This is a genomic window from Actinomadura sp. NBRC 104425 (assembly GCF_030269545.1).
GTDB lineage: Bacteria > Actinomycetota > Actinomycetes > Streptosporangiales > Streptosporangiaceae > Spirillospora > Spirillospora keratinilytica.
In genome coordinates this window covers 193644-219980 of the sequence record NZ_BSTN01000011.1, presented here as the reverse complement: position 1 = coordinate 219980, position 26337 = coordinate 193644, and the positions used below count along the sequence as shown (strand labels likewise).

23 protein-coding genes and 1 pseudogene are annotated in these 26337 nt (G+C 73.0%); 14 read left to right on the top strand and 10 right to left on the bottom strand.

Features of this window, described 5'->3' with window-relative positions:
- Positions 1-136 precede the first annotated feature (136 nt).
- The 5 genes from QSK22_RS18955 to QSK22_RS18935 form a co-directional block, all read right to left on the bottom strand.
- Entirely contained in the window at positions 137-943 is an 807-nt protein-coding gene (locus tag QSK22_RS18955) for an energy-coupling factor ABC transporter ATP-binding protein (protein ID WP_285495552.1), read from the bottom strand.
- A 14-nt stretch (positions 944-957) separates the two neighbouring features.
- Positions 958-1722 (bottom strand): cobalt ECF transporter T component CbiQ, encoded by a 765-nt coding sequence (gene cbiQ, locus QSK22_RS18950; RefSeq protein ID WP_285495551.1) that lies wholly within the window; start codon positions 1720-1722, stop codon positions 958-960.
- Entirely contained in the window at positions 1723-2034 is a 312-nt protein-coding gene (locus QSK22_RS18945) for a PDGLE domain-containing protein (protein WP_285495550.1), read from the bottom strand.
- A 14-nt stretch (positions 2035-2048) separates the two neighbouring features.
- Positions 2049-2744: an energy-coupling factor ABC transporter permease gene (locus QSK22_RS18940; RefSeq protein WP_285495549.1), complete on the bottom strand. Its 696-nt coding sequence runs from the start codon at positions 2742-2744 to the stop codon at positions 2049-2051.
- Positions 2745-2865: 121 nt separating this feature from the next.
- Complete coding sequence (locus QSK22_RS18935; protein ID WP_285495548.1) at positions 2866-3504, bottom strand: mycothiol-dependent nitroreductase Rv2466c family protein; 639 nt, start codon at positions 3502-3504, stop codon at positions 2866-2868.
- 172 nt (positions 3505-3676) lie between these two features.
- On the opposite strand from QSK22_RS18935, the gene pepN reads away from it, so the two are divergent.
- Positions 3677-6211 carry an aminopeptidase N gene (gene pepN / locus QSK22_RS18930; RefSeq protein ID WP_285495547.1) on the top strand — a complete coding sequence of 845 codons (2535 nt, stop codon included), beginning with the start codon at positions 3677-3679 and terminating at the stop codon, positions 6209-6211.
- A 37-nt stretch (positions 6212-6248) separates the two neighbouring features.
- On the opposite strand, the gene malQ is transcribed toward pepN, so the two are convergent.
- Positions 6249-8393 carry a 4-alpha-glucanotransferase gene (malQ, locus tag QSK22_RS18925; protein ID WP_502872331.1) on the bottom strand — a complete coding sequence of 715 codons (2145 nt, stop codon included), beginning with the start codon at positions 8391-8393 and terminating at the stop codon, positions 6249-6251.
- Between the two features lie 32 nt (positions 8394-8425).
- Positions 8426-9856 (bottom strand): amidase, encoded by a 1431-nt coding sequence (locus QSK22_RS18920; protein WP_285495546.1) that lies wholly within the window; start codon positions 9854-9856, stop codon positions 8426-8428.
- 225 nt (positions 9857-10081) lie between these two features.
- On the opposite strand from QSK22_RS18920, the gene QSK22_RS18915 reads away from it, so the two are divergent.
- The 3 genes and pseudogenes from QSK22_RS18915 to QSK22_RS33780 form a co-directional block, all read left to right on the top strand.
- The gene (locus QSK22_RS18915; RefSeq protein ID WP_285495545.1) at positions 10082-10915 is read left to right on the top strand and encodes a nuclease-related domain-containing protein; all 834 of its coding nucleotides are present in this window, start codon (positions 10082-10084) and stop codon (positions 10913-10915) included.
- A gap of 289 nt (positions 10916-11204) precedes the next feature.
- Complete coding sequence (gene ilvD / locus QSK22_RS18910; protein WP_285495544.1) at positions 11205-13061, top strand: dihydroxy-acid dehydratase; 1857 nt, start codon at positions 11205-11207, stop codon at positions 13059-13061.
- A gap of 49 nt (positions 13062-13110) precedes the next feature.
- Positions 13111-13464 (top strand): annotated as a pseudogene (locus tag QSK22_RS33780) (FCD domain-containing protein); the annotation flags it as partial.
- A gap of 438 nt (positions 13465-13902) precedes the next feature.
- Here the strand turns inward: QSK22_RS33780 and QSK22_RS18900 are convergent.
- Positions 13903-14262 (bottom strand): MerR family transcriptional regulator, encoded by a 360-nt coding sequence (locus tag QSK22_RS18900; protein ID WP_285495542.1) that lies wholly within the window; start codon positions 14260-14262, stop codon positions 13903-13905.
- 98 nt (positions 14263-14360) lie between these two features.
- On the opposite strand from QSK22_RS18900, the gene QSK22_RS18895 reads away from it, so the two are divergent.
- The 7 genes from QSK22_RS18895 to QSK22_RS18865 all read left to right on the top strand — a co-directional run bounded on the left by QSK22_RS18895 (position 14361) and on the right by QSK22_RS18865 (position 21237).
- Positions 14361-15146, top strand: a complete 786-nt coding sequence (locus tag QSK22_RS18895) for an amidohydrolase family protein (RefSeq protein ID WP_285495541.1) — start codon at positions 14361-14363, stop codon at positions 15144-15146.
- Between the two features lie 94 nt (positions 15147-15240).
- Positions 15241-15606: an NADPH-dependent FMN reductase gene (locus QSK22_RS18890; RefSeq protein WP_285495540.1), complete on the top strand. Its 366-nt coding sequence runs from the start codon at positions 15241-15243 to the stop codon at positions 15604-15606.
- A 345-nt stretch (positions 15607-15951) separates the two neighbouring features.
- Positions 15952-16950 (top strand): chromosomal replication initiator protein DnaA, encoded by a 999-nt coding sequence (locus QSK22_RS18885; protein ID WP_285495539.1) that lies wholly within the window; start codon positions 15952-15954, stop codon positions 16948-16950.
- Positions 16951-17340: 390 nt separating this feature from the next.
- Positions 17341-17850 (top strand): HNH endonuclease, encoded by a 510-nt coding sequence (locus QSK22_RS18880; RefSeq protein WP_285495538.1) that lies wholly within the window; start codon positions 17341-17343, stop codon positions 17848-17850.
- A gap of 52 nt (positions 17851-17902) precedes the next feature.
- The gene (locus QSK22_RS18875) at positions 17903-18127 is read left to right on the top strand and encodes an FmdB family zinc ribbon protein (RefSeq protein WP_285495537.1); all 225 of its coding nucleotides are present in this window, start codon (positions 17903-17905) and stop codon (positions 18125-18127) included.
- Positions 18128-18220: 93 nt separating this feature from the next.
- Positions 18221-20326, top strand: coding sequence for a prolyl oligopeptidase family serine peptidase (locus QSK22_RS18870; protein WP_285495536.1), 2106 nt, complete (start codon positions 18221-18223; stop codon positions 20324-20326).
- Positions 20327-20382: 56 nt separating this feature from the next.
- Positions 20383-21237 carry a class I SAM-dependent methyltransferase gene (locus QSK22_RS18865; RefSeq protein WP_285495535.1) on the top strand — a complete coding sequence of 285 codons (855 nt, stop codon included), beginning with the start codon at positions 20383-20385 and terminating at the stop codon, positions 21235-21237.
- 10 nt (positions 21238-21247) lie between these two features.
- Here the strand turns inward: QSK22_RS18865 and QSK22_RS18860 are convergent, their stop codons facing one another.
- Together QSK22_RS18860 and QSK22_RS18855 are read right to left on the bottom strand one after the other, a co-directional pair.
- Positions 21248-21889 carry a GNAT family N-acetyltransferase gene (locus tag QSK22_RS18860; RefSeq protein WP_285495534.1) on the bottom strand — a complete coding sequence of 214 codons (642 nt, stop codon included), beginning with the start codon at positions 21887-21889 and terminating at the stop codon, positions 21248-21250.
- Positions 21890-21896: 7 nt separating this feature from the next.
- Positions 21897-23480 carry an NsdA family TPR-like regulatory protein gene (locus QSK22_RS18855; RefSeq protein ID WP_285495533.1) on the bottom strand — a complete coding sequence of 528 codons (1584 nt, stop codon included), beginning with the start codon at positions 23478-23480 and terminating at the stop codon, positions 21897-21899.
- 478 nt (positions 23481-23958) lie between these two features.
- Between QSK22_RS18855 and QSK22_RS18850 the strand changes: the two genes are divergently transcribed.
- The 3 genes from QSK22_RS18850 to QSK22_RS18840 all read left to right on the top strand — a co-directional run bounded on the left by QSK22_RS18850 (position 23959) and on the right by QSK22_RS18840 (position 26258).
- Positions 23959-24366, top strand: a complete 408-nt coding sequence (locus QSK22_RS18850; RefSeq protein WP_285495532.1) for a hypothetical protein — start codon at positions 23959-23961, stop codon at positions 24364-24366.
- 438 nt (positions 24367-24804) lie between these two features.
- The gene (locus QSK22_RS18845) at positions 24805-25806 is read left to right on the top strand and encodes a mechanosensitive ion channel family protein (protein WP_285495531.1); all 1002 of its coding nucleotides are present in this window, start codon (positions 24805-24807) and stop codon (positions 25804-25806) included.
- Between the two features lie 56 nt (positions 25807-25862).
- Positions 25863-26258 carry a globin gene (locus QSK22_RS18840; RefSeq protein ID WP_285495530.1) on the top strand — a complete coding sequence of 132 codons (396 nt, stop codon included), beginning with the start codon at positions 25863-25865 and terminating at the stop codon, positions 26256-26258.
- Positions 26259-26337: the final 79 nt, after the last annotated feature.

The window sequence follows — 26337 nt, the reverse complement described above, 5'->3', positions numbered from 1 at the left end:
CCGTTGCCACTTTCAGGTGGCACCGAGTCTACGACACGTCGCGGTGCGTGCAAGCGGAACGCCGGAGAAACGCCGGAGAAACGCCGACGGGACCGCCGGGGCGCGCCGGCGATCCCGTCGGACGGGTGCCCGGGGGTCAGCGGGCGATGGCGGCGGGGTCGAACCCGAACGGCAGCTCCAGGCGGTGGGCGGCCAGCAGGTCCGCGTCCGACAGCAGGTCGGGCGTGGGGCCGTCGGCGGCGATGACCCCGCCGGACAGGATCAGTGAACGCGGGCACAGCTCGGCCGCGTACGGGAGGTCGTGGGTGACCATCAGCACCGTGACGTCCAGCGACAGCAGGATCTCCGCCAGCTCGCGGCGGCCGGCCGGGTCCAGGTTGGACGACGGCTCGTCCAGCACCAGGATCTCCGGCTCCATCGCCAGGACGGTGGCCACCGCGACCCGGCGGCGCTGCCCGAACGACAGGTGCTGCGGCGGCCGGTCGGCGGCCTCCAGCATGCCGACGCGGTCCAGCGCATCCCGGACGCGGCGGTCCAGCTCCTCGCCGCGCAGCCCCATGTTGGCGGGGCCGAACGCCACGTCCTCCCGGACGGTCGGCATGAACAGCTGGTCGTCGGGGTCCTGGAAGACGATGCCGACCCGGCGGCGGATCTCCCGCAGCGCCCGCTTGTCGCCCGGGTCGACCTCCAGGCCCGCGACGCGCACCGACCCCAGGCCGCCGTGCAGGATCCCGTTGAGGTGTAGCACGAGCGTGGTCTTGCCCGCTCCGTTGGGGCCCAGCAGGGCCACGCGCTCGCCGCGCCGGATGGTGACGTCCACGCCGTAGAGGGCCTGGGTGCCGTCGGGGTAGGCGTACGCCAGGCCGCGCACCTCCAGCGAGGGGGGCGCGTCGTCCTGCGGTGCGGCGGCCCCCGCCGCCGTCCGCTCGTCCGAGGTGGTCATGGAAGACTCCGAGGTCAGGGGATGATCCAGGCTGCGGCGGCGATCAGGGCGGCGGCGGCCGGCAGCGCGGCGGCGGCCGTCCACTGGGCGGCGGTGGCGCCGACGGCGTGCCAAGCCGGCATGCGGCCGTCGTAGCCGCGGCTGACCATGGCCAGGTGGACGCGCTCTCCCCGCTCGTACGACCGCAGGAACAGCGCCCCCAGCGACCGCGCCAGCACGCCCGCGTCCCGCACGTCGCGCGCCTCGAACCCGCGGGAGGCCCGCGCGATCCGCATCCGGCGCAGCTCTCCTGCGACCACGTCGGCGTACCGCAGCATGAACGCGGCGATCTGGACGATCGGTTGCGGCATGCGCAGCCGCTCGACCCCGAGCAGCAGCAGGCGCGGCTCGGTGGTGGCGGCCAGCAGGATGGACGCGACCACCCCGAGGGTGCCCTTGGCGAGGATGTTCCAGGCGCCCCACAGCCCCGCCTCGCTCACCGACAGCCCCAGCCAGGTGACTCGCTCCCCGCTCGCCACGAACGGCATGAGCAGGGCGAACACCACGAACGGCAGCTCGATCAGGGTCCGCCGCAGCACCACCCCGTAGGGCACCCGCGCCACCGCCGCGACCGCCGCCAGCAGCAGCGCGTACCCGGCGAACGCCCAGATCCGCTCGCGCGGCGTGGCCACCACGGCCGCCACGAAGACCAGCACCGCCACGAGCTTGCACTGCGGCGGCAGCCGGTGCACGGGCGAGGCCCCGGGCAGGTAGAGGCGGTGCGCGTGGCCGGCGCCCATCTAGGCGTCCGCGCCCGTACGGGTTCCGCGGCGCCGCACCGCCCAGAACAGCCCGCCGGACACGGCCAGCACGGCGCCCACGCCGATCACCCCGGCCAGGCCGCCCGACAGCCGGGCGTTGTCGACTCCCTTGACGCCGTAGTCGCCGAGCGGGGAGTCCTTGAGCGCGTGGTCCTTCTCCTTCGCGTCGAGGCCCTTGTCGGCGGCGACCTTCTCCAGTCCGTCGGGCCGGCTGCTGGCGTAGTAGCTGACGCCCCCGGCCAGCACGAGCGACACCAGCAGGGCGACGACGAAGAACCGCTTGGTCGTCATGATCCCCCCGTCTCTCAGGCTCCGGCACCGGACGCGGCACGCGTGCGCAGCTCGGGCTTGCGCAGCAGCCCGCGCGCCCCGTGCACCAGGTCCGGCCGGACCGCCAGCACGCTGGACACGGTCAGCGAAGTGATCAGCGCCTCGCCGATGCCGATCAGCACGTGCACACCGATCATGGCGCCCGCGACCGTGCCGATCGGCACCTCGGCGGTGCCGCCGATCGCGTAGATCAGGGTGAACACGGCGGCCGCGGCGGGCACCGAGACCAGCGCGGCCCCGAACGCGGCGCCGGTCACCGCCGGGCGGGTGGCGGGCAGCACCCGCAGCAGCAGCCGGAAGACGCCGTACCCGACGGCGACCGTGACCAGCCCCATGATCGTGATGTTGACGCCGAGCGCGCTGAGCCCGCCGTCGGCGAACAGCAGCGCCTGCATCCCGAGCACCACGGCCATGCACAGCACCGCGGTGTAAGGGCCGACCAGTATCGCCGCCAGCGTCCCGCCGAGCAGATGCCCGCTGGTGCCCGCGGCGACCGGGAAGTTGAGCATCTGCGCGGCGAACACGAAGGCGGCCGTCAGCCCGGCCAGCGGCGCGGTGCGGTCGTCCAGCTCGCGCCGGGCGCCGCGCAGCGCCACCGCCACCCCGCCGGCGGCCACCACCCCCGCCGCGACGGACACCGGGGCGTTGATGAACCCGTCCGGTACGTGCATGTCACCACCTGCCTGTACGAATTCAGCAGGAACAGTGTGATGCACATTTTTAGCAGCTGCAAGACGGTTGCAACTAGCATGTACCGAGGGTGAGGGCAGGGTGACCGGCCGCGGCCCGGGCTCAGTCGAAGATCGGGTCCCGGGTCCGGGAGCGCTTCAGCTCGAAGAAGCCGTCGACGGAGGCGGCGAGGGTCACCCCGTCCCACAGCCGGACGGCGTCCTCGCCGCGCGGAATCGGGGTGACGACCGGGCCGAAGAAGGCCGAGCCCTCGACCTCGATCACCGGGGTGCCGACCTCCTGGCCGACGCGGTCGATGCCGTCCTTGTGGGACGCGCGCACAGCCGCGTCGTACTCGGTGGACTCGGCGGCGGCCGCCAGGGCGGGGTCGAGGCCGGCCGCGGCCAGGGCCTCCTCCAGCATCTCCCGGTCGAACTTGCGCCGCTCGTGGTGGCGGCGCGTGCCCAGCTCGGTGTAGAGGCGGCCGAGCGCATCGCCGCCGTACTTCTGCTCGGCGGCGATGCACACGCGCACCGGGCCCCAGCCGTCCTTCAGCAGCTTCCGGTAGTCCTCGGGGATGTCCTTGTCCTCGTTGAGCACGGACAGGCTCATCACGTGCCAGCGCGGCTCGATCGGCCGGTACTTGGCCACCTCCAGCACCCAGCGCGAGGTGATCCACGCCCACGGGCACAGCGGGTCGAACCAGAAGTCGACCGGGGTGCGGGCGGTCTGCGACGCGGTCTGCGACGCGGTCTGCGACAACGCGGGCCTCCTTATGCCTGCCGGGATGTAGGTCCATCCGGGCCAACCCCGGGGCCCGCGCGCCCATTCCCCGGCCAACCCGGGGAAACCGATGACCGTGCTGCGGGGACCCGGGACCCGGCCGGTTGGTAGACATGGACTGACCACTTACAAAGACGTCCAAGGAGTGCACGTGGCAGGCAACCTCACGCGCGATGAGGCGCGGGAACGGGCCCGGCTGCTCAGCGTCGACTCGTACACGGTCGAGCTGGACCTCACCAGGGATGAGCAGCGGTTCGGGTCCACCACCGTCATATCGTTCGGGTGCGCCGAGCCGGGCGCCTCGACCTTCGTCGACCTGCACGGCGCCGTCGTGCGGGAGGCGACGCTCAACGGACGCTCCCTCGCCCCCGCGACCTACGACGCCGACAAGGGCCGGCTGCCGCTGCCGTCGCTGGCCGAGCGCAACGAGCTGCGCGTGGTGGCCGACTGCGCCTACTCGCGCTCGGGTGAGGGGCTGCACCGGTTCGTCGACCCGGTCGACCGGAACGTGTACCTGTACACGCAGTTCGAGACGGCCGACGCGCACCGCATGTACACCTGCTTCGACCAGCCGGACCTGAAGGCGGCCTTCGAGCTGACGGTGATCGCCCCGGAGGGCTGGCAGGTCGTCACCAACCAGGCCCCCGACGCGCAGGAGGACGGGCGCTGGCACTTCCCGCCGACGCCGCGCGTGTCCACCTACATCACCGCGCTGGTGGCGGGGCCGTACCACGTGGTGCGCGACGAGTACCGGCGCGAGGACGGCAGCGCGATCCCGCTGGGGGTGTTCTGCCGGGCCTCGCTGGCCGAGCACCTGGACGCGGACGCGATCATCGACGTCACCCGGCAGGGCTTCGCCTTCTTCGAAAAGGTGTTCGACCGGCGGTACCCGTTCGGCAAGTACGACCAGCTGTTCGTGCCGGAGTTCAACGCCGGCGCCATGGAGAACGCGGGCTGCGTGACCTTCCTGGAGGACTACGTCTTCCGGTCGCGGGTCACCGACGCGGCCTACGAGCGGCGCGCCGAGACCATCCTGCACGAGATGGCCCACATGTGGTTCGGCGACCTGGTCACCATGCGCTGGTGGGACGACCTGTGGCTGAACGAGTCGTTCGCCACGTACATGAGCGTCCTGTGCCAGGCCGAGGCCACCAAGTGGACGGGGTCCTGGACGACGTTCGCCAACCTGATGAAGGCGTGGGCGTACCGGCAGGACCAGTTGCCGTCCACCCACCCGATCTCCGCCGACATCCCCGACATCCGCGCGGTGGAGGTCAACTTCGACGGGATCACCTACGCCAAGGGCGCCAGCGTCCTCAAGCAGCTCGTGGCGTACGTGGGACGCGACAACTTCCTGGAGGGCGTGCGCCGCTACTTCCAGCGGCACGCGTGGGGCAACACCGTCCTGGGCGACCTGCTGGACGCCCTGGAGGAGACCTCGGGCCGCGACCTGAAGTCGTGGTCGAAGGAGTGGCTGGAGACCGCCGGGGTCAACACGCTGCGCCCGGTGTACGAGGTGGACGCCGACGGCAAGTTCACCTCGTTCAGCGTCCGGCAGGAGGCCAAGGCCGAGTACCCGACCCTGCGGTCGCACCGCGTGGCGATCGGCCTGTACGACCGCACGCCCGAGGGGATCGTCCGGCGCCGGCGGGTGGAGCTGGACGTGGTCGGCGACCGCACCGAGGTACCGGAGCTGGTCGGCGAGCGGCGGCCCGACCTGGTGCTGGTCAACGACGACGACCTCACCTACGCCAAGATCCGGCTGGACGAGCACTCGCTTGCCACGCTGATCGACGGCATCGGCGACATCCGGGACGGCCTGCCGCGGGCGCTGTGCTGGTCGGCGGCCTGGGACATGACCCGGGACGCCGAGATGGCCACCCGCGACTACATCCGGCTGGTCCTGTCCGGGGTCCGCGGCGTGACCGACATCTCGGTGGCCCAGACGCTGCTGCGGCAGGCGCGCACGGCGCTGCAGCAGTACGCCGACCCGGCGTGGCGGCCCGAGGGGCGGCGGCTGATGGCCGACGCCCTGTACGACCTGGCCCGCGAGGCCGAACCGGGTTCGGACTTCCAGCTCGCCTACGTCCAGGCGTTCGCCGGCGTCGCCGAGACCGACGAGCACCTGGCGTTCGTCGCCGGGCTGCTGGACGGCTCGCAGTCGCTGGAGGGCCTGACGGTCGACACCGACCTGCGCTGGTCGCTGCTGCGCCGCCTGGTGGTGACGGGCCGGGCGGGCGAGGCCGAGATCGACGCCGAGCTGCAGCGGGACCCGACCGCGGCGGGCGAGCGGAACGCCGCCGGCTGCCGGGCCGCGCTGCCGTCCGCCGAGGCCAAGGCCGCCGCCTGGGAGCGGATCGTCTCCGGAAAGCTGCCGAACGCGGTGTACCGGGCCACGCTGGGCGGTTTCGTCGAGCCGGACCAGGCCGAGCTGCTGCGCCCGTACGTCGACCGGTTCTTCGCCGAGGTCGGCCGGATCTGGCAGGAGTGGAGCAGCGACATGGCGCAGACGTTCGCCGAGGTCGCCTACCCGTTCCTGATCATCGAGCAGGCGACGATCGACCGCACCGAGGCCTACATCGCCGAGCACCGGCCGCCCGCGGCGCTGGTGCGGCTGCTGTCGGAGGGCCGCGACGGCGTGGCCCGGGCGCTGCGCGCCCAGGCCAAGGACGCCGCCGCGTCCTGATCCTCCGCGCGGGCGCGGGCGCGGCCACGGCGGGTGGTCACGCCCGCGTCCGCGTCGCGGCCCTGACCGGGGCCGCGGCGGCGGCGACGCGCGGGTCGGCGGGCAGGTCGTCGAGCCGGACGGGGCGGCCGCCGGCGTCGGCGAGGGGGACGCGCCAGTTGGGGTACTCGTCGCTGGTGCCGGGCTGGTTCTGGGTGCGGCGCTCGCCCACCGCGTCGGCGAGGGACACGCCGATGAGCCGCGCCGGGGTGCGCGCCAGCAGGGCGTGCAGGGCGGCCGCCACTTTTTCGTCGCGGTCGTGCGCGCCGCGGGCCAGGGCGCGCAGCAGCACGTCGGGCGGGTCGGCCAGCAGGCCCTCGGCGTGCAGCAGCTCCAGCCAGCCCGCCAGCAGCCGCCGATGGTCGGCGGCCTCGTCGGCGGCGGGGCGGGTGAGCAGCCCGAGGCGGTCGCGCAGGGCGACGTGGTCGCCGTGCAGGAACCCGATGATCGGCGGCATGTCGTGAGTGCCGACGGTCGCCAGCGACAGCTCCCGCCACCGTCCGGGCGGCTGCGGCCGGCCGTTGCGGCCGCGTTCAAACCACAGCAGGGACGTGCCGAGGACGCCGCGTTCGGCGAGGTCTTCGCGCACCTGGGGTTCGACGGTGCCCAGGTCCTCGCCGACGATCACCGTGTCGGTGCGGGCGGCCTCCCAGGTGAGGCAGGACAGCAGCGCGTTGCGGTCGTAGCCGACGTACGTTCCTTCTGCGGGCGAGGCCCCGGCGGGCACCCACCACAGGCGCGACACCTGCATGGCGTGGTCGATGCGCAGTCCTCCCCCGCGCCGCAGGCAGGCCGCCAGCATGTCCCGGTAGGGGGCGTACTCGGCCCGGGCGAGGCGCCGGGGGTGCCATGGGGGCTGGCCCCAGTCCTGGCCGCGCTGGTTGAACTCGTCGGGGGGCGCCCCCACGCTCATGCCCTCCGCGAAGACGTCCCGGTACACCCAGGCGTCGGCGCTGGAGTGGGTCACGCCCACCGCCAGGTCGTGCATGATGCCGATGGGCATCCCCGCGTCGGTTGCGGCGCGTTGTGCGGCGGTGAGCTGCTCGTCGAGCTGCCACTGGAGCCATGCGTGGAAGTCGACGCGCGGCGCCAGGCGTTCGGCTTCGCGTGCCACGGCGGTACCGCCGGCGTCCTGCAGGGCGGACGGCCAGCGGCGCCAGTCGTTGCCGTGCTCCTCGGCCAGGGCGCACCAGGTGGCGAACGCGGTCAGCGCCGCGCCCTCGCGCTCGAGGTACGTCTCGTAGGCCCGCCGCCTGGCCGGGGTGCGGCAGGCGCGGTAGAGGATCTCCAGGGCCCGGCGTTTGGCCGTCCACACCGCGTCGCGGTCGATGAGGGGCCCGTCCAGGCGCAGGGGGGCGGCCAGGGCGGCGATGTTCTCCCGGTCGTCCGCGGGCAGCTCCCGGTACTCGGGCACGTCCTCCACGCGCAGGTACAGGGGGCCGGCGAAGCGGCGGCTCATCGGCGAGTAGGGGGACGGGCTGATCGGCGGTGCAGGCTCGGTGGCGTGCAGGGGGTTGACCAGGATGAAACCCGCGTCCAGCTCCCGGCCGCTCCAGGCCGCCAGTTGCGCCAGGTCGTGCAGGTCGCCCATCCCCCAGGACGCCCGGGACCGCACGGAGTACAGCTGGGCGGTGAAGCCCCACACCCGTTCGGGGGTGCGCAGCCGGTCCGGGGCGACGAGCAGCGCGGCGTCCTGCTCCTGCGCGCCCCTGTGTGCGCGCACGCGATGCCATCCCAGCGGCGTATCGGGGGGCAGCGTGTAGGCGAGGGCGCCTTCGGCCGCAGGGGACGCCGGGGGCGGCGTCAGGGTCGTGCCGTCGGCCAGCTCCACCGACACCTCGGTCCCCGCGGGCACGTGGATCCGGTCGGCGCCGGGTACGCGGCGGCACGCCACGACGGGTGGCAGCAGCAGCCGGCGCCGCTCCTCCTCCAGCCGCGCCAGTTCGTCGCGTACCGCGCCGGAGGTGGAGGCGTCCACCCCCAGGGCGGCCAGCACCGCCACGAGGGTCTCCTTGGCGACGGGGGTCTCCCGCTCCCGCCAGTCCTTGTATCTGTCGGCGACGCCGTGGGCCCGGGCCAGCCTGCGCAGCCGCTCGTCGGCCGACCGCCCGTCCGCCTGCTCATGCACCTGCTCGTCCACCACGGGGGGACCATGCCCCCTGAGGCGGGGCGCAGTCAGGCGGTCCAGATGGGCGGCTTGCGGTCGCCCCAGGGACGGGCCTGCTCCAGCTGCGCCGACAGGGAGATGAGGGTGGCCTCCCCGCCCAGGCGTCCGGCGAGCATCACCCCGATGGGCAGGCCGTCGGCGTTCCAGTGCAGCGGCACGTTGACGGCGGGCTGCCCCGACACGTTGTACACGGCGCAGAACGGGGTGAACGCCTTCTGCCGCGCGAAGTTCTCCTCGGGCTCCTGGTCGTGGAAGTAGCCGAGGGGGCGGGGCGGCTGGGCCAGGGTCGGGTGCAGGATCGCGTCGAACTCGTTCATCACGGGGAACGCCTGGCGCAGCGCCGACTGCAGCATGGCATGCGCCTGGAACAGCTGGGACGCGCCGACGGCGTTGCCGCGTTCGCGCAGCCAGCGGGTCAGCGGCTGCAGCAGGTGCTCCTTGTCGGGCTCGACGGGCGTGAGGGTGGCCATGACGCCCCACAGCGTCTCGAACACCGGCACCAGGTCGGCGCCGAGCACCGGGGGCAGCTCGACCACCTCGTGCCCCAGCTCCTCCAGCAGCGCCGACGCCTCCTCGTAGGCGGCCAGGCAATCGGGGTGCACCTCGACGCCGTGGACGGCCGGCTCGGCGCTGCGCGCGATGCGCAGCCGCCTCGGCGGGCGGTCGGCGTACCCGAGGAAGGTCTCCCCCGCCGGCAGCGGCGGCGCCATGTACAGGTCGCCGGGCATGGGCCGGGCCATCGCGTCCAGCAGCGCGGCCGCGTCGCGGACGCCGCGGGCGATCGGCCCGTTGGTCGCCAGCCCGAACAGGTCGGGGACGACCGGGCCCTGGGAGACGCGGCCCCGGGTCGGCTTGATGCCGAACAGGCCGCACACGCTGCTGGGGATGCGGATCGAGCCGCCGCCGTCGCTGCCCTGCGCCGCGGGGGCCAGGCCGGAGGCGACCGCCGCGGCGGCGCCGCCGCTGGAGCCGCCCGCGGACCGCTCCAGGTCCCACGGGGTGCGGGCGGGGGGTGCGACGGCGCTTTCCGTATAGCAGGGCAGACCGAATTCGGGGGTCGTGGTCTTACCCAGCAGCACACATCCGGCTTGCCTCAGCAGTGTGACGACACTGTCGTCGACAAACCCCACCAGATCGGAAAAAGCCCGCGATCCCAGGGTGGCCCGGACATCTTTCACCATGTTCAGGTCCTTGATCGGGATCGGCACCCCGTGCAGCGGCGGCAGCTCCTCGGGGCCCGCGGCCTCCAGCACCCGCTTCTCGGCGGCCCGCGCCTGCTCGCGCACATGCTCGGCGTCCACCGTCACATAGGCGCCCACCTGGGCGTTCAGCCGTTCGATCCGGTCCAGGTAGTGGTCGGCCAGCTCCAGCGGGGACAGCTCGCGGGTCCGGATCGCCGCCGCCTGCTGCAGCACGGTGAGGTCATGAGGAAGCGTCACACCGTCGAACGGTAGACCGCGCGGCCGCCGGTCTCAAAGATGACAACCGCGGCACGCCGCGAAGAGGGGGTGAAAGCCGTCCTACCCGAGCAGCGCCCTGGCGAATCACACTGAAGTGGCGACAAAAGTATTAACCCGGCATGACTAGTCGCGGAACAGCGACAATGATTACCCTGCGCACGGAGGATCATGCTTCCGACGCGAAGGGAATACGGAGCGTCACCTATGGCGATCACGGAGCGGGGCGACGACGGCCAGGAGACGGGCGGCCGTCCCTCCCCGGAGCCCGGCAAGAAGCCGGGTCGGCTACCGCCGCGGCCCGAGACCTACGGCGAGCTGCTGAACGATCCCACGATCCGGCGCTGGGCGGTGCGCGCGGGCGTGGCGGTCGCGGTGCTCATCGTCTTCGCGGTGGTGTTCAGCCTGCGCATCGGGCTCACCGCCGCGATACTGGCGGTCATCGCCGACGTCGTGTACCGGGCCCGCACCTCGTCCAGCGTGGCGGCCTGGCAGAAGTCGTCGGCGGCCGAGCGCCGCACCGAGCGGCAGCTGCGCGCCCTGGAGAAGAAGGGCTATCTGGTGCTGCACGCCCGGGCGGTCCCGCGCGACGCCGAAGGCGTCAGCGACGGCCGCATCGACCACCTGGTCATCGGCCCGAGCGGCGTCTACGCCATCGACTCGGAGAAATGGGACAAGCGGCTGCCCGTGCGGACCCTGTCGCACCTCAAGCTGTTCCACGGCCCCTTCAACAAGAAGGACCGCCTGGACGAGGCGCGCTGGGAGGCCGAGCAGGCCAGCCGGATGCTGTCCGAACGGGTGGGCTTCGAGGTGCCGGTGCAGCCCTCGGTGGCCATCTACGGGCCGTCCATCCCGTGGAAGGTCATGCGGGTGCGCGACGTCGACGTCTACGCGGGCAACCAGGCGCGCGGCTACCTGCGCCGCCGCCCCAAGATCCTCGACGAGGCCGACGTGCAGCGCATCTACAAGGTCGCCAGCGAGACGCTGCCGCCGATCTACCGCGAGGAAGAGGAGGAGGACGAGCGGCAGGAGACGGTCTGACCGGTCCCCCGGCCCGGGCGGCCGCGGCCGCCCGGGCACCGCTTGGCGAGGGCGCCCCGATCCCCGGGGCGCCCTCGTCGCGTTCCCGCCCGTCCTCCCGGCTCCCCTGGGCGGACCCGCACGCCGGCGGCGTTGGTAGCATCGAAAGGCCGACCCCCCAGGGGACCTCTGCCGGGCCGGCGGGCCGCCTCCCCGAAGGGACGGGAGGCACGGGCCTTGCAGGCAGGGCGCGATCCGCCGCTGCGACGTAAGATCACCAGCACGCAACGTCAGCACGCCGAGGAGCATCATGCCCCCGCTCAGGTCACGAACGGTCACCCATGGACGCAACATGGCGGGCGCCCGCGCGCTCCTTCGCGCGACCGGCGTGGCCCGGGAGGACTTCGGCAAGCCGATCGTCGCGGTGGCCAACAGCTTCACCCAGTTCGTGCCCGGCCACGTCCACCTGCGCGAGGTCGGCGACATCGTCGCCGCCGCCGTCCGCGAGGCCGGGGGCGTGCCGCGCGAGTTCAACACGATCGCGGTGGACGACGGCATCGCCATGGGCCACGGCGGCATGCTGTACTCGCTGCCGTCCCGCGAGCTGATCGCCGACGCGGTCGAGTACATGGTCAACGCGCACTGCGCCGACGCGCTGATCTGCGTCTCCAACTGCGACAAGATCACCCCGGGGATGCTGATCGCGGCGATGCGGCTGAACATCCCCACCGTGTTCGTCTCCGGCGGGCCGATGGAGGCCGGCAAGCCGGTCGAGGGCGTCATGGGCGGCCACAAGCTCGACCTGATCGACCCGATGATCGCCTCCGCCGACTCCGCGATCGGCGAGGACACGCTGGCCCGCATGGAGGAGAGCGCCTGCCCGACTTGCGGGTCGTGCTCGGGCATGTTCACCGCCAACTCCATGAACTGCCTCACCGAGGCGATCGGGCTGGCGCTGCCCGGCAACGGCACCGTCCTGGCCACCCACACCGAGCGCCGCCGCCTGTACGAGAAGGCCGGGCGCACCGTCGTGGAGATCGCCCGCCGCTACTACGAGGACGACGACGAGTCCGTCCTGCCCCGCAGCATCGCCACGCGCGACGCGTTCGAGAACGCCATGGCCCTCGACATCGCCATGGGCGGGTCGACCAACACGATCCTGCACCTGCTGGCCGCCGCCCGCGAAGGGCAGGTCGACTTCGGGCTGAAAGAGATCGACGAGCTGTCGCGCCGGGTGCCGTGCCTGTGCAAGCTGGCGCCCGCCACCCCCCGGTACCACGTCGAGGACTGCCACCGCGCGGGCGGCATCCCCGCGCTGCTGGGCGAGCTCGACCGCGCCGGGCTGCTCAACCGCACCGTGCACAGCATCCACTCGGCGTCGCTCACCGAGTTCCTGTCCCAGTGGGACGTCCGCTCCCCCGACGTGCTGCCCGAGGCCGTGGAGATGTACCACGCCGCGCCCGGCGGCGAGCGCACCACCCGGGCTTCCGGCCAGAGCGCGCGCTGGGAGTCCCTCGACCTGGACCGCGCCGAGGGCTGCATCCGCGACATCGAGCACCCCTACACCGCCGACGGCGGCCTGGCCGTCCTGTACGGCAACATCGCCCCCGACGGCGCGATCGTGAAGACCGCCGGGGTCGAGGAGGAGCTGTGGACCTTCTCCGGCCCGGCCGTGGTGTTCGAGAGCCAGGAGGAGGCCTGCGAGGGCATCCTCGGCGGCAAGGTCAAGCCCGGGGACGTGGTCGTCATCCGCTACGAGGGCCCCAAGGGCGGCCCCGGCATGCAGGAGATGCTCTACCCGACCAGCTTCCTCAAGGGGCGCGGCCTCGGCAAGGCGTGCGCGCTGATCACCGACGGGCGGTTCTCCGGCGGCACCAGCGGCCTGTCCATCGGCCACGCCTCCCCCGAGGCCGCCGCGGGCGGCGACATCGCGCTGGTCGAGGACGGCGACCGCATCGTCATCGACATCCCGCGCCGCACGCTGGAGCTGGACGTGCCCGCGGAGGTCCTGGCCGCCCGCCGCGAGAAGCTGCTGGCCGACCTGGGCGGCTTCCGCCCCCGCGACCGGCAGCGCCCGGTCAGCGCCGCGCTCCAGGCGTACGCCGCCATGACCACCTCCGCCTCCACCGGCGCCGCCCGCGACATCAGCCAGCTGGCCGGCAACTGACCGCTGCACCGCGTGGCGGCCCCGGGGCTCGGCTCCGGGGCCGCCGCGCGTGCTGCCGCCCGCCCTGGCCCGGCGCGCCGCACTCCCGCACGGCGAGAAGGTCCGACCAATCTGTTTAGCGGAGGCGGCGGCGCGGCTCGCCACCGCCGACGACGTGGACAGCCTCCGAGAACTCGTAGACGAAATGGTCGCCGCCAGCGGCGCCGGCGACGAAGAACGCGCCCTCAAAGCCGACCTGGAGTTCCACCGGCGCCTCAACGCCATCGTCGACAACCCCGTCTTCCACCTCCTCCACGACGGCCTCAGCCACGTCCTCCACCAGGAACTGACCGAACGCCGCAAGCAGGCCGCCGAACTCGAACCGACCGCACCCGGCAAGACCCGGGTCATCGACACCGTCCACTATGGCATCGTCGAAGCCATCGGCGAACGCGACAGCGAAGGCGCCCGCATCGCCATGCGAGGCACTTCACCGTCTGGTCCTCCCTCACCGGTTCTCCTTAAGGCGCGTCCGACAATTCGCGTCAGCGGAGTAACACGCCGCAGCGGTGGCGGCCGACCGGCTCGTCAAAGCGATCGGCGATGGCGCGGAACTGCTCCCTGAACGTGATCATCTCCGCCGTTATCAGATCGGCCGCACCGAGCCGTGACACCCGAGTTCGCAGCCGACCAGAGCGGTGACGGAGCCTCGCCCAGGGCAGCAGCCGTGCGGATCGCTCCCGGATCCGTCGTGGCGTGATCGGTCTGAGAGGCCGCATCGGCCACGCGTTGGACGCGCTCGACCGAATGCCGCCGGAACGCCTCCGACCGCCCTGAGCCGGTCACAGGCCCCCGCACACCATCAGGGGGCGGTTGCGTTCTCGGTGGCGGCGATGGTCTGGCGGAGGAGTTCCCGGGCCTCGGCCAGGTCGGCGGCGCGCTGGTCGAGGACGGTCAACTGGTCGCGCAGGCTGTCAAGGACGCCGGGGCAGGGACGGAGCATCCCCTCCCCGGACGCGCAGGGAAGGATTCGGCGGATGATCCGGGTGGAAAGGCCTGCGGCCAGCAGGGCGCGGATGCGGCGCACCGTCTCCACGGTCTCGGGGGCGTAGTCCCGGTAGCCGTTGGGGAGCCGCTCGGACCGGATGAGCTCCACGCGCTCGTAGTAGCGCAGCAGGCGTTCGCTGACCCCCGTGCGGCGCGACAGCTCCCCTATCAGCAAGATCCACGCTCCTCCGGCTTGACCTTCCAACCGTGTCAAGGAGCAACAGTGGCTGCACCGGCCGCATTCCGGCCGGTCATCGCGGAAGGGAAACACTGTTGATCATCGATGCGCACAGCCACGTGCACGATCCGGTGGAGGCGCACGTGCGGCTGCTGGACGAGGCGGGAGTGGACCGCGCGGTGCTGTTCCCCACCCGGCCGCATCCCGAGCGGGCCGGCGATCTGGGGTCGCTCCGCCGCGAGATGGCGCGTCTCGACGAGGCCATCGGGGGCCGGGCCGACGACGCCGAGGGGTACCGCATCGCGTGGCGTGAACTGGACGAGGCGCTCGCGGAGCGGCCGGACCGGTTCATCGGGTTCAAAAGCGTGCGGTTGGATCTGGAGCCGGAGCAGATCGCCGAAGCGGTGGAGCGCGACGTGGTCGGGGGCGGGTTCCGCGGGATCGGCGAGCTGACGCCCCCGCCGGGACGGGCGGACCTGATCGAACCGGTCCTGCGGGCGGCGGCCGATCACAGCGGCCTGCCGGTGGTCGTCCACGGATTCGCGCCGACCACCGCGGACGACCTGGCGACCCTCGCGGAACTGGCGGCGCGGTATCCGGCCGTCCCCCTGGTGGTCAGCCAACTCGGCGGCCTCAACTGGATGCAGGCCGTCGACCTGGTCCGGGACACGCCGAGCATGTACCTGGAGCTGTCCACGGCCTACATCGTCTTCGCCGTGCGGCTGGCGATCAGGGAGATCCCCGAGCGCACCCTGTTCGGCTCGGACGCCCCGTACGGCGACCCGGTCCTGGCCCGGACGACCATCGAGCGGGTCACCGAACCGGGCGAGGTGCGGGACATGGTCATGGGCGGAACGATCGCCCGCCTGCTCGGCCTGTGACACACCGCCCACTCCGCAGCTGAGGGCTAGCGGACGTGCCCGCAAACCCCAGGGACAGGCGTCCGCCGCGCCGAGGACGACGAGATCCGACAGCGTGCCGGGCGCGCTGAAGAACGCCATCGACACCGTCTGGCTGTCGTACGGATTCCGCAACAAGCCCGTCGCCGCCGTCGGCTACAGCAGCGGGATCGGCGGCGGCATCCGCGCCATCGAGCACCTGGCGCAGATGTTCGTCGAGGCCGAGGCCGTCCCGTTGCGCAACACCGTGGTCCTCCCCTTCGTGCACAAGGCCTTCGACGCGTCCGGCGAGCCCACCGACCCCATGGCCGGTGTCAGCCTGCAGATCCTGCTGGAGGACCTGACCTGGTGGTCGACCGCCCTGAGCAAGGCCCGCGCCGGCGGCGAACTGCAGCCCGGCCGGCTGCGCGCCCGCGCCGCCGCGGCCGCCGCACAGGGCTGACGGAGGCGAAACCGTCCTCCCGCGCGTGCCCGCGGAGGATGATCGGACTGGCGGCCCGGCCGGCGGATGAGCCGGACGGGCCGCCACGCGCGTCTTTGCCCCCGGCGCGGCCGGCCGTACCCGCAACCTCCGCGCCACACACCACCGGGCGAGCCGCTCGGCCCGCCTCGGGGGCGCGGGGGCGGGGCGGCGGCGGCGTTTCCGGGGGCGTGATGCGTTCTCCCCCGTCCCGCGGCAAAGTCCTGCCAGCGTCTGTCCGCGTCATGTGTGGCGAGGTGAACGCGCAGGTGATCTTCGGTAGAAGGGACTCGTTGACCAGCTGGTCTTCCACACTGGGGGTGGAGCATGAACATGGTCATCGGGGGAGGCCGCGCGTCGGCGCGCGCGGCGCTGGGCACCGTCGGAGCCGCCATGGCCGGCGCGTGCCTGGCCGCGGGCCCGCCCGCATGCGCCAAGGTCGAGCCGGCTGCGGCGCGTCCGGCCGCCGGAGGCAAGGTCGAGGTGACCTACTCCGTGCCGCGGATCTCCGCGAACGGCACCGAGGTCACCTGGCGGTGGCGGCTGCGCAACCGCACCGGCCGCACGGCGTACCGGGTCGTCGTCACGCACACCGTCAAGCCGGCGGTGCCGATCAGCTCGCCGAACCGGGCGTGCCGGAAGGTCGCCGAGGGGGTGGTGCGCTGCGCCTACCCGTCGCTGCGGGCCAAGCAGTCGCGCACCGGCACGCTGGTGGCCCGGCTGCCGGAAAATCTGGAGGGCGGGGTGAACCTCGCCGGCAAGGTGGCATGGCGCCGCACCGCGCGGCAGCAGGACGGTCCCGACCGGCCCGCCGGGCGGCCCACCCGGCCGGCGGACGACCTGTCCGAGCCGCAGACGACGCCCGCCGCGGCCCCGCAGGGCGACCAGACGGCGCCGGCCGACCCGCGCACACCGCGCGGGGACAGGCCGCCGCGGGACGGCGCGTCACCGCGGGCCGAGGCGTCCGCGCACGGCAAGAAGCCCCGGGGCAGGACGAAGCCCCGCAGCAAGGGCCGGCACGGAAAGCCCGCTTCACACGCCCCGCGCGCCAAGGCCCCGCGCGCCAAGGCCGCGAGCGGCAAGGCTCCTCGCAGCAAGGCGGTTACGCGCGGCAAGGCCAAGCACGGCAAGCGGCCCCAGAGCAAGGCCCAGCACGTCAAGGCCCAGCAGCAGGACAAGATGCGGCCCCGCCGGAAGGAGCCGCGTGAGAAGGCGGTTCCGGCCGCCGCCGTGCAGGCGGACAAGGCCAAGCCGAGCACCCAGGTGGGCAGCATGCACTATTGGACCGTGCCGTACCGGGGCGACATCCCCGCCGAGGACGACTGAGACCGGGGGCGGGGCCGGGACGTCCAGGAGCGGAGCGGCACGTCCCACCCCGCCCTCCCGGACGCGCCGACCCGTCGCGCCGACCCGTCGACGGGGTGCGCGTCCATGGCGGCCCCCGAGGGACTTCGCGAAGATCTCGGGGGCCGCCACGCGTTCAGATCGGCCAATTTGCGGGGTATTAATGGGGTAGCGGACGACCTTCTCAGGCGCCACACTGATTTCGGGTCGGCCGTGACGGTCGGCGAGCGCTGGTTCGGCCAGTTATGCCCCTGGGGAGGTCCTCATGGTGGGTGCACAGGTGCCGGAGACAATACTCGGGCCTCGGTGCGAGGCGCGCTCGAGCGCGTCCACCGAGGCGGACGACAACCATGACCCTGCGAGGGCCGTCTGATGAGACAGGTCCTTCTCCTGAACGCGACGTACGAGCCACTCACCACGCTTCCCCTCCGGCGGGCGGTCTGCCTCGTGCTCAGGGAGAAGGCCGTGGTCGTGCACAACGACTCCTCGGGTGCGGTACTGCACTCGGCGAGCATGTCGATCGAGGTCCCCTCGGTCATCAGGCTCCGCCGGTACGTGCGCATCCCGTTCCGCACCCGGGTCCCCCTGACCCGCGCCGCGCTGATGCGGCGCGACAACTACCGCTGCGCCTACTGCGGCCGCCGCGCCGAGACCATCGACCACGTGCTGCCGCGCAGCCGGGGCGGCAAGCACGTGTGGGAGAACTGCGTGGCCTCCTGCATGGCGTGCAACCACCGCAAGGCCGATCGGCTTCTGGAGGAACTCGGGTGGACGCTCAACGTCACGCCCGGTGTGCCACGCGGCGCCCACTGGAGGCTCATCGGCGTCATCCACGACGGCGATCCGCAGTGGGCGCCCTACGTCTCGGAATCGGCGGCCTGAGCCCCGGATCGGCGGCCCGGCTCTCCGGCCGCAACGCCGTATCCTGGGATGCGTGCCACGTTATGACTACCGCTGCCGCGCCTGCGGATCGACGTTCGAGGTGTCCCGGCCGATGAGCGAGGCGTCCGCGCCCGCGCGCTGCCCGTCCGGGCACGACGACACCGTGAAGCTGCTGTCCACGGTGGCCGTCACCGGGATGGGACGGTCCACCGCCTCCGCCCCGCGTCCGGCGGCGGGCGGCGGAGGCGGCTGCTGCGGCGGGGGCTGCTGCTCCTGAGCCCGGCCCCGCCGCCGCGCCGGCCGGGGAACAGCCGGTGATCTTCGCGGCCGGGGGCGCGATCGCCGCGCGCGGGCGCATACAGTGCCAACCATGAGCCGACCGCCGTATCCGTTCGCGCAGCGCCAGGACATCGTCGACGTTCTCCACGGCCACCGGGTCGCCGACCCCTACCGCTGGCTGGAGGAACGCGGCGACGACACCGAGCGGTGGATGGCGGCCCAGGAGGAGCTGTTCCACAAGGCCGTGGACGGGCTGCCCGGCCGCGACCGGCTGCGCCGCAGGCTCGGCGAGCTGCTGGGCGCGGGCAGCGTCGGCTCCCCGGTGTGGCGGGGCGAACGCCGCTTCTTCACCCGCCGCGGCGGCGGGCAGGAGCACCCCGTCCTCTACACGGTGGACCCGGACGGCACCGAGCGCGTGCTCGTCGATCCCATGGCGATCGACCCCGAGGGCACCACGACGCTGGACTCCTGGATCCCCGACAAGGAGGGCCGGCGCCTGGCGTACAAGGTGTCGCAGGGGGGCGACGAGGAGTCCCGGCTGTACGTGATCGACGTCGCGACCGGCGAGCGCGTCGAGGGCCCGATCGACCGCACCCGGCACGCGTCGCTGTCCTGGCTGCCCGGCGGCGAGGCGTACTACTACGTGCGGCGCCTGCCCGCCGACGCCGTCCCCGCCGGGGAGGAGCAGTACCACCGCCGCGTCTACCTGCACCGCGTCGGCACCGACCCGGACACCGACGATGTGCTGATCTTCGGTGACGGGCTGGACAAGACCAACTACTACGGCGTCGGGGTCAGCCGGGACGGCCGGTGGCTGACCGTCACCGCGGCCCAGGGCACCGCCCCGCGCAACGACCTGTGGCTCGCCGACCTGGCCTCCTCCCCCGCCGAACGGCCCGAGCTGAAGCCCGTGCAGGTCGGCGTGGACGCCTCGGCCTGGCTGCACGTCGGCCGCGACGGCCGCGCCTACGTGTTCACCGACCGCGACGCGCCCCGGTCGCGGCTGTGCGTCACCGACCCGGCCGATCCCGGCTACGAGAACTGGCGCGAGCTGATCCCGCAGGACGACGAGGCGGTGCTGACCGACTACGCCGTCCTCGACGGGCCCGAGCTGGGCGGCCGGGCGGTCCTGCTGGCGGGCTGGACCCGCCACGCGATCAGCGAGATCACCGTGCACGACCTGGCCACCGGCGAGCGGATCGGCCGGGTCCCCACCCCCGGGCTCGGCTCGATCGGCGGCATCGTGGAGCGTCCGGAGGGCGGCCACGAGGCGTGGTTCGGCTACACCGACAACGTCACGCCGTCGACCGTGCTGCGCTACGACGCACGCACCGGCGAGACCACGACGTGGGCGACGGCGCCCGGCGCGGTGGACGTCCCGCCGATCGAGGCGCGGCAGGTGACCTACGAGTCCTACGACGGCACGCCGGTGCGGATGCTGGTGCTGGCCCGCCCCGGCGGCGGGGACGGGCCGCGGCCGACGATCCTCTACGGCTACGGCGGCTTCAACATCTCGCTCACCCCCGCCTATTCGGCGAGCATCCTGGCCTGGGTGGAGGCGGGCGGCGTGTACGCGATCGCCAACCTGCGCGGCGGCTCGGAGGAGGGCGAGCAGTGGCATCGCGCGGGCATGCGGGACCGCAAGCAGAACGTGTTCGACGACTTCCACGCCGCCGCCGAGCGCCTGATCGCCGACGGCGTGACCGCTGCGGACCGGCTGGCGATCTCCGGCGGCTCCAACGGCGGGCTGCTGGTGGGCGCGGCGCTCACCCAGCGTCCCGACCTGTACCGGGCCGTGGTGTGCTCGGCGCCGCTGCTGGACATGGTGCGGTACGAGCGGTTCGGCCTGGGCGAGACGTGGACCGACGAGTACGGCTCGGCCGCGGTCCCCGAGGAGCTGGGGTGGCTGCTGTCGTACTCGCCGTACCACCACGTGCGCGAGGGCGTGGCGTACCCGGCGGTGCTGTTCACGGTGTTCGACAGCGACACCCGCGTGGACCCGCTGCACGCCCGCAAGATGTGCGCGGCGCTGCAGCACGCCACGTCCCGCGACTTCGCCGACGCGCCGATCCTGCTGCGCAACGAGACGCAGGTCGGGCACGCGGCCCGCTCGGTCAGCCGGTCGGTGGAGCTGATGACCGACACCCTGTCGTTCCTGGCCGCCCAGACCGGCCTGGCGCTGGACGGCGGGGCCTGATCCTGGTCGGGCGCCCCGAGGTGACGGCAGGCGTTGACGAGTGATCCAATAAGAGGATGAGTTCGTTGACGGCCCACGGCCGAGGCGCCCGCGAGCGGCCGCCCTTCCCATCGGAACGGATCGCGGAGCTGCTCGCAGAGCCCGACAGCGTGCCCGCCGATGCGCCCGCCGAGCCGTCCGCGGGCTATCTCGACCTGCTCGGGCGGCGGGCCGGGCCGTCCCCGACGCTCGCCCAGCGGGTGATGCAGTCTACGTTCCTGCCTCGGATCTACGAGCGGGTGTGGCGGCCGGTCGGCTTCAACATCGCCAAGGGCTGGCCGTTCGGCCCCGACACCGCCGAGGAGCACGCCCTGGCCCGCGACTGGCTGGGGCTCGGGCAGCCCGGCGACGCCGGGCCCGCGGCGACGGTGCTGGACGTGGCGTGCGGGCCGGGCAACGTGACCCGCGCGCTGGCCGCCGGCGTCGCCGAAGGCGGCCTGGTGGTGGGGCTGGACGCGTCCCGCACCATGCTGGAGGAGGCCGTCGCGCGGCCCACCCCGGCCCCGGGCCGCGCCGCGATCGGCTATGTGCGCGGCAACGCCGTCGATCTGCCGTTCCGGGACGGCTGCTTCGACGCCGTCTGCTGTTTCGGCGCCCTGTATCTGTTCGACGACCCGTGGGCGGCCCTGGACGCCATGGTGCGCGTCCTCAAACCGGGCGGGCGCCTGGTCATCCTCACCTCGCGCCGTCCGGACCTGCCGCTGTCCCGGGCGGGCGGCGAGCTGGTCCGGGCGGTGGTGGGCATGCGGATGTTCGGCGACCGGGAGATCACGAGGGCGCTGATCGACCGGGGCCTCACCGGCGTCCGGCAGCGCCGGTATCCGCTGATGCAGATGGTGGGGGCGCGGCTGGACGGCCCGGCCACCGGGTGACCGGGGCCGCTCAGCGCAGGCGTTTCTCCAGGTAGATGTTGACGATTCCGCCGATCACCGCGCGCCGGGTCTCGGTCCAGCCGAAGCGCCGGTACAGGCGCAGCGCCGGCTCCTGCAACTCGGTGGTGTCGGCGCGCAGCAGCCGGTAGCCGTACTCGGCGGCCCGCTGCTCCAGCGCCCGGACGACGGCCGACCCGTAGCCGCACCGCTGGACGTCCGGCCGCACCCGCAGCCGTACCATCTCGGCCGCGCCCTCGGCCGGGTCGGCGGCGCGCAGCCCGCCCATGGCGACGATCTCCCCGTCCAGTTCCCCGACGAGGAACTCGCCGCCGTCGCGCAGGTAGATCTCCTCCATGCGGAAAAGGTCGTGCTCGTAGTAGATGCCGTCGCCGGGCCGCAGCCCCACCTGGGCGAGCCCCTCGCGGTGCAGGGCGAGCACCGTCGCATGGTCGCCGCGCCGGTAGCGCCGCAGCCTGAGCCGTCCGAAGCACCATTCCGGCGGCTCGCCCCGGAGCCGGACCAGGCTCCGGAGCGAACCGGCCCCCGCCGCCTCGCAGCCCCGGGTGCGCTCCGCCGCCCCCCGCCCGTCGGCGCCCGCGCCGTGCGCGTCGGCGCCGGACGCCGGGACGGCGCCGCGGTGTGCCGCCGCCATGGCGCGGTCACACCTGCTCGGCCGGGGGGACGGCCGGCGGGGCGTCCCCGGCGGCGGGGCTCTTGACCCACGGCGCCGCCGCCAGTGCCTCGTAGAACTCGTTCAACTGGGGCATCTCGCCGTGCTTGCCGCGCACGGCGGCGCCGAGCTGACGCGCGCGGTGCACCAGGATGTCGGAGCGGTGCTCGGCCGGCAGTTCGGTGATGGCGGCCTGCGCCTCCTGCAGCGCCGCGTCCGGATGGCCGGCCTGCAACTTGCAGGCGGCCCGGTCGAGGCGGACCAGGGTCAGGTCCACGTGGTCGCTGGGCGAGTACAGGGTCAGCGCGCGGCTGAGCACCTCGTCGCCGTGCCGGTGGTCGCCCAGGCTGGTGAGCGTGTCGCCCTCGTAGAACGTCAGCTGCCGCTCGGTGAATCCGAACACCAAGTCGCTGGTGTTGTCCTTGGACAGCTGGTCGAACACGGCGCGGCCGCGCACCAGGGCGCGGCGGGCGCTGGGGGCGGCGTCGCCGCGTCCGCGCAGGGCGAGCATGCCGAGGGCGCGCGCCTCCACGGCGGGCGCCATCGCGCCCGCCACGCTGGGCCCGCGTCCCGCCAGGTCCTGCGCCTTGCGCGCCAGCTGGAGGGCCTCGCGCGGATCGCCGTAGTACATCGGCACCAGCGACTCGCGCACCGTCACCCAGGCCCGCAGCGCGCGGTCGCCGCTCTCGTCGGCGGCGGTGCGGGCGGTGCGAAAGAAGGACCGCGCCAGCCGGTGGTCCCCCAGGTTGATCATGATCAGCCCGGACAGCCCGGCCAGCTGGGCGGCGATCCGGCACAGCCGCTCCTGCAGTTCCACCGGCTGCCGCCGGTCGCACATGCGGCGCACCTCGCTGAAGTCGAGCAGCACGTCGCACAGCATCCGCAGCGACGGCGTGGCCTGGTACTGGCGGCCGTAGGCGAGCGTGGTCTCCTCCCACTGGTCGAGCATCGTCGCCGAGACGGTCGCGTTGACCAGGGTGTCGTCCATCTTGCGCCGGATGCCGTCAACCGCCCCGAGGAACTGGCCGTCCAGCGTCACGCCCGCCCCGGCCAGCAGCTGCAGAAGGGTTCTACGAAGCACGATGTCCTCCTCACCCACATCGATGGGCGCGGGCCCGTCGGCGCGGTCCGGCCCCCGCGAATCGTTGACCGTTATCAACTGGCGGTCGTCCGGTCGCGGGACGACCGCTCCTACGAGGGCGTCGGCCTCCCCGTCCGGCACCGGCGCGGCCGCGGGGGCGGGGCGCCCGCCCGCGGCGGCGACGGCGGGGCGGACGGCGTGACCACGGCCGCAGATGCAGGGGTTCTGGTAGCCGAGATCGTCGGGTTCCACCCGGTAGACGGCGCACAGGTAGTGGAGGTACTCGGGGCCGGGCCGCTTGTAGCCGCTCTCATAGGCCGACAGCAGCGTCTCCCCGAGCCGGGGCGGCGCCTTGCCGTCCAGTTCGTACAGGGCCCTGACCTGGGCGACGATGTCGGACAGCGAGACCCCGTGGGACAGCCGGTGCGCCTTGATCCGGCTGGTGCCGAACAGCGGCCCGCAGTGGTCGTGGATTTCCCGCGCGATCTGCACGGGGGAACGGCCGTGCGCAAGACCCCGCGCGCGTATTTGGCGCGCTATGTCGGTTTCCTTGCGTGGGGGGTCCGACATCGTTTTCCGGCCTCCTCACCGCACGGCGCAGGATGATCATTTAGGACCGTCCCGGAGCCGTGGCGACCGGCGTTTGCAATGACCACGGGAGATGATTTCTTGCGCACGCAGCGTAACCCTGACGCCGGGACAGGCCAAGCCATTTCCCGTAAACGCGAACGGATCGTGTGTGGGAGGAGATCTGATGGTAGAGATTTTTCCTCCGCCGGTGGACGTCCGTCGCCCAGTCACGGGCGAATCCGGGACTTCGCGAGACAGCCGCCTCTTGACCGGCCACCGTGAGAGTTGCAATTCTCACGGCGAGCGACAGAACCGATCCACACAGTTCGATCACTTCGAGCCCACGGGGAAGCGTCCGGTCGGTCCTCGTCGCAGCACGATCGACAGAGGGGGTGCCCGGGTGGTCAGCGACGAACGCGTCGGCTACCTCAGGGAGCTTGAACAGGAACTCGACACGCGCGGGCTGGTCGCCCGGGTGGTGCACACCCGCTCGGGCCCGGCGTTCCTGCGGGTGGTCAACCCCGAGGCGGCCAGCCTGGCGGAGGACATCACCTGCGCCCCCGCCCCCGAGTCGCCGGACCACTACTACTGGTGGTCCTGGGGCGAGCGTATGCACCGGGTGGACGACCCGTCCGGCGCCGCCGTCAAACTGGAGCGCGTGCTGCAGCCGCTTCCCGAGGAGACGCGCCGCGAAACTCACGGCAAAACTGGCGACGAAAGTTGCGTTCAGACCCGCGATCCGGAGGGGCAGGGACTCCGGGGTCGCGGTCCGGACCCGGCCGGGAAGTGGCCCAACCGCCACGCCTAGCCGGGGCACCGCCTCGTGGGGCCGCGGCCTGGCGCGGCGGCCGCGGACCCCACGAGGTCCCGGACCATCCTCCACCGCCACTCTTTCCGATCTCCACGCACCCCCACCCGGTGGGCTCATGCCGATACCCGCGGACGCCCGGGGGCACGTTGGGGTCCGCACACCGCCCCACGCGACCGACCGCCGCCCTTGCGACTTTCATCCACCCGACACGCGCCTCGGACGTGCCGCGTCGGCGTCGTCTGGAGCGGGCGGCCGGTCGGGTGCGGTGGCCGCCGCCGGTGGGGTGAGGGCGTGCTCGCCGAGGTGGGAACGCCGCGCGACGTCGCTTACGATCGTCGCGGACGCCTCGCCCCACGGCGGTGGCCGCAGCGTCCACGCCGCTGACGCCGTGCACCCGCGGCGACGTCGACGACCTGCCGGGAGGGTTCGACACCTATGCCGCTCAGCCTCCAAGCGTCCCTGCCCTGGGCCCAGGACGGCACACCCGAGCAGGCGTGCCAGAGCCAGGACCCCAGCGTCGCCTGCCGGCTGGTATGGGGCATCTCCCACAACGAGGGGTTCACCCGGTTCTTCAAGACATGGCTGGACCGGCCCCTCTACCTGATCCTCACGATCATCGTCACGCTCGCGGTGGCGCTGCTGCTGCGCTCGATGGCGCACCGCATGATCACCCGCATCACGCTGCGGATGGCCGAGAGCACCATGTCGGAGAAGGTCCGCGAGCGGACCCGCACGGTGTTCGACGGGTCGCCGGCGCTGCTCAACCAGCGGCGGGCCCAGCGCGCCAAGACGGTGGGGTCGGTGCTGCGCAGCATCGCCTCGATTGTGATCATGGGGACCGCGCTGTTCAGCATCCTCGGGCAGATCGGCCTGAACCTCACCCCGGTGCTGGCCAGCGCCACCGTGATCGGCGCGGCGGTGGGCTTCGGCGCGCAGAACATCGTCAAGGACGTGCTGGCCGGGCTGTTCATGCTGTTGGAGGATCAGTACGGCGTCGGCGATGTGATCGACGTGGGCAGCGCCAAGGGCACCGTCGAGGCGGTCACCCTGCGGGTCACCCGGATGCGGGACGTCAACGGGGTGGTGTGGTACGTTCCCAACGGCGAGATCAAGAAGGTGGGCAACGAGTCCCAGAACTGGGGCCGCGCCGTGCTGGACATCCCCGTGGACATCCACGAGGACACCGAGAAGGTCAGCCAGATCCTCAAGAACACCGCCGACGCGCTGGCCGCCGACCCCGCCTGGGAGGAGCTCGTCCTGGAGGAGCCGTCGGTATGGGGCGTGCAGGCGCTGGCGGGCGACGCCATGGTCATCCGCGTGGTGCTCAAGACCGCCCCCGGGCGGCAGGGCGACGTCGCCCGCGAGCTGCGCGAACGCGTCAAGAAGGCGTTCGACGAGGCGGGCGTGTCCGTCGCCGCCCCCGCCGCCCCGGCCTGAGCGGGCGGCCCGGCCCGGCGGCCGGGGTGCGCCGTGTGAAATAGGCTGGACGCGCTATGGCTGAGCAACAGGTGACCTTCTACGAAGCGGTCGGCGGCGAGGAGACCTTCCGGCGTCTGGTCCACCGCTTCTACCAGGGCGTCGCGGAGGACCCCCTGCTCCGTCCCCTCTACCCGGAGGAGGATCTCGGCCCGGCCGAGGAGAGGCTGCGGCTGTTCCTCATCCAGTACTGGGGCGGCCCGAACACCTACAGCCGGCGGCGCGGGCATCCGCGGCTGCGCATGCGGCACGCCCCGTTCGTGATCGGCGAGGCCGAGCGCGACGCGTGGCTGAAGCACATGCGCGACGCCGTCGACGAGCTGGGCCTGCCCGAGCACCTCGACGAGATGCTGTGGAACTACCTGACCATGGCCGCGCACAGCCTGGTCAACGCCCCCGTCTCCGGCCAGTAGGACGTGGCGTCCGAAGGCCGGCCACTCAGCCTGTGCCGCGGGCTCCTGCGCTGCTCGCTACGCATCCGTGTGTGACGGA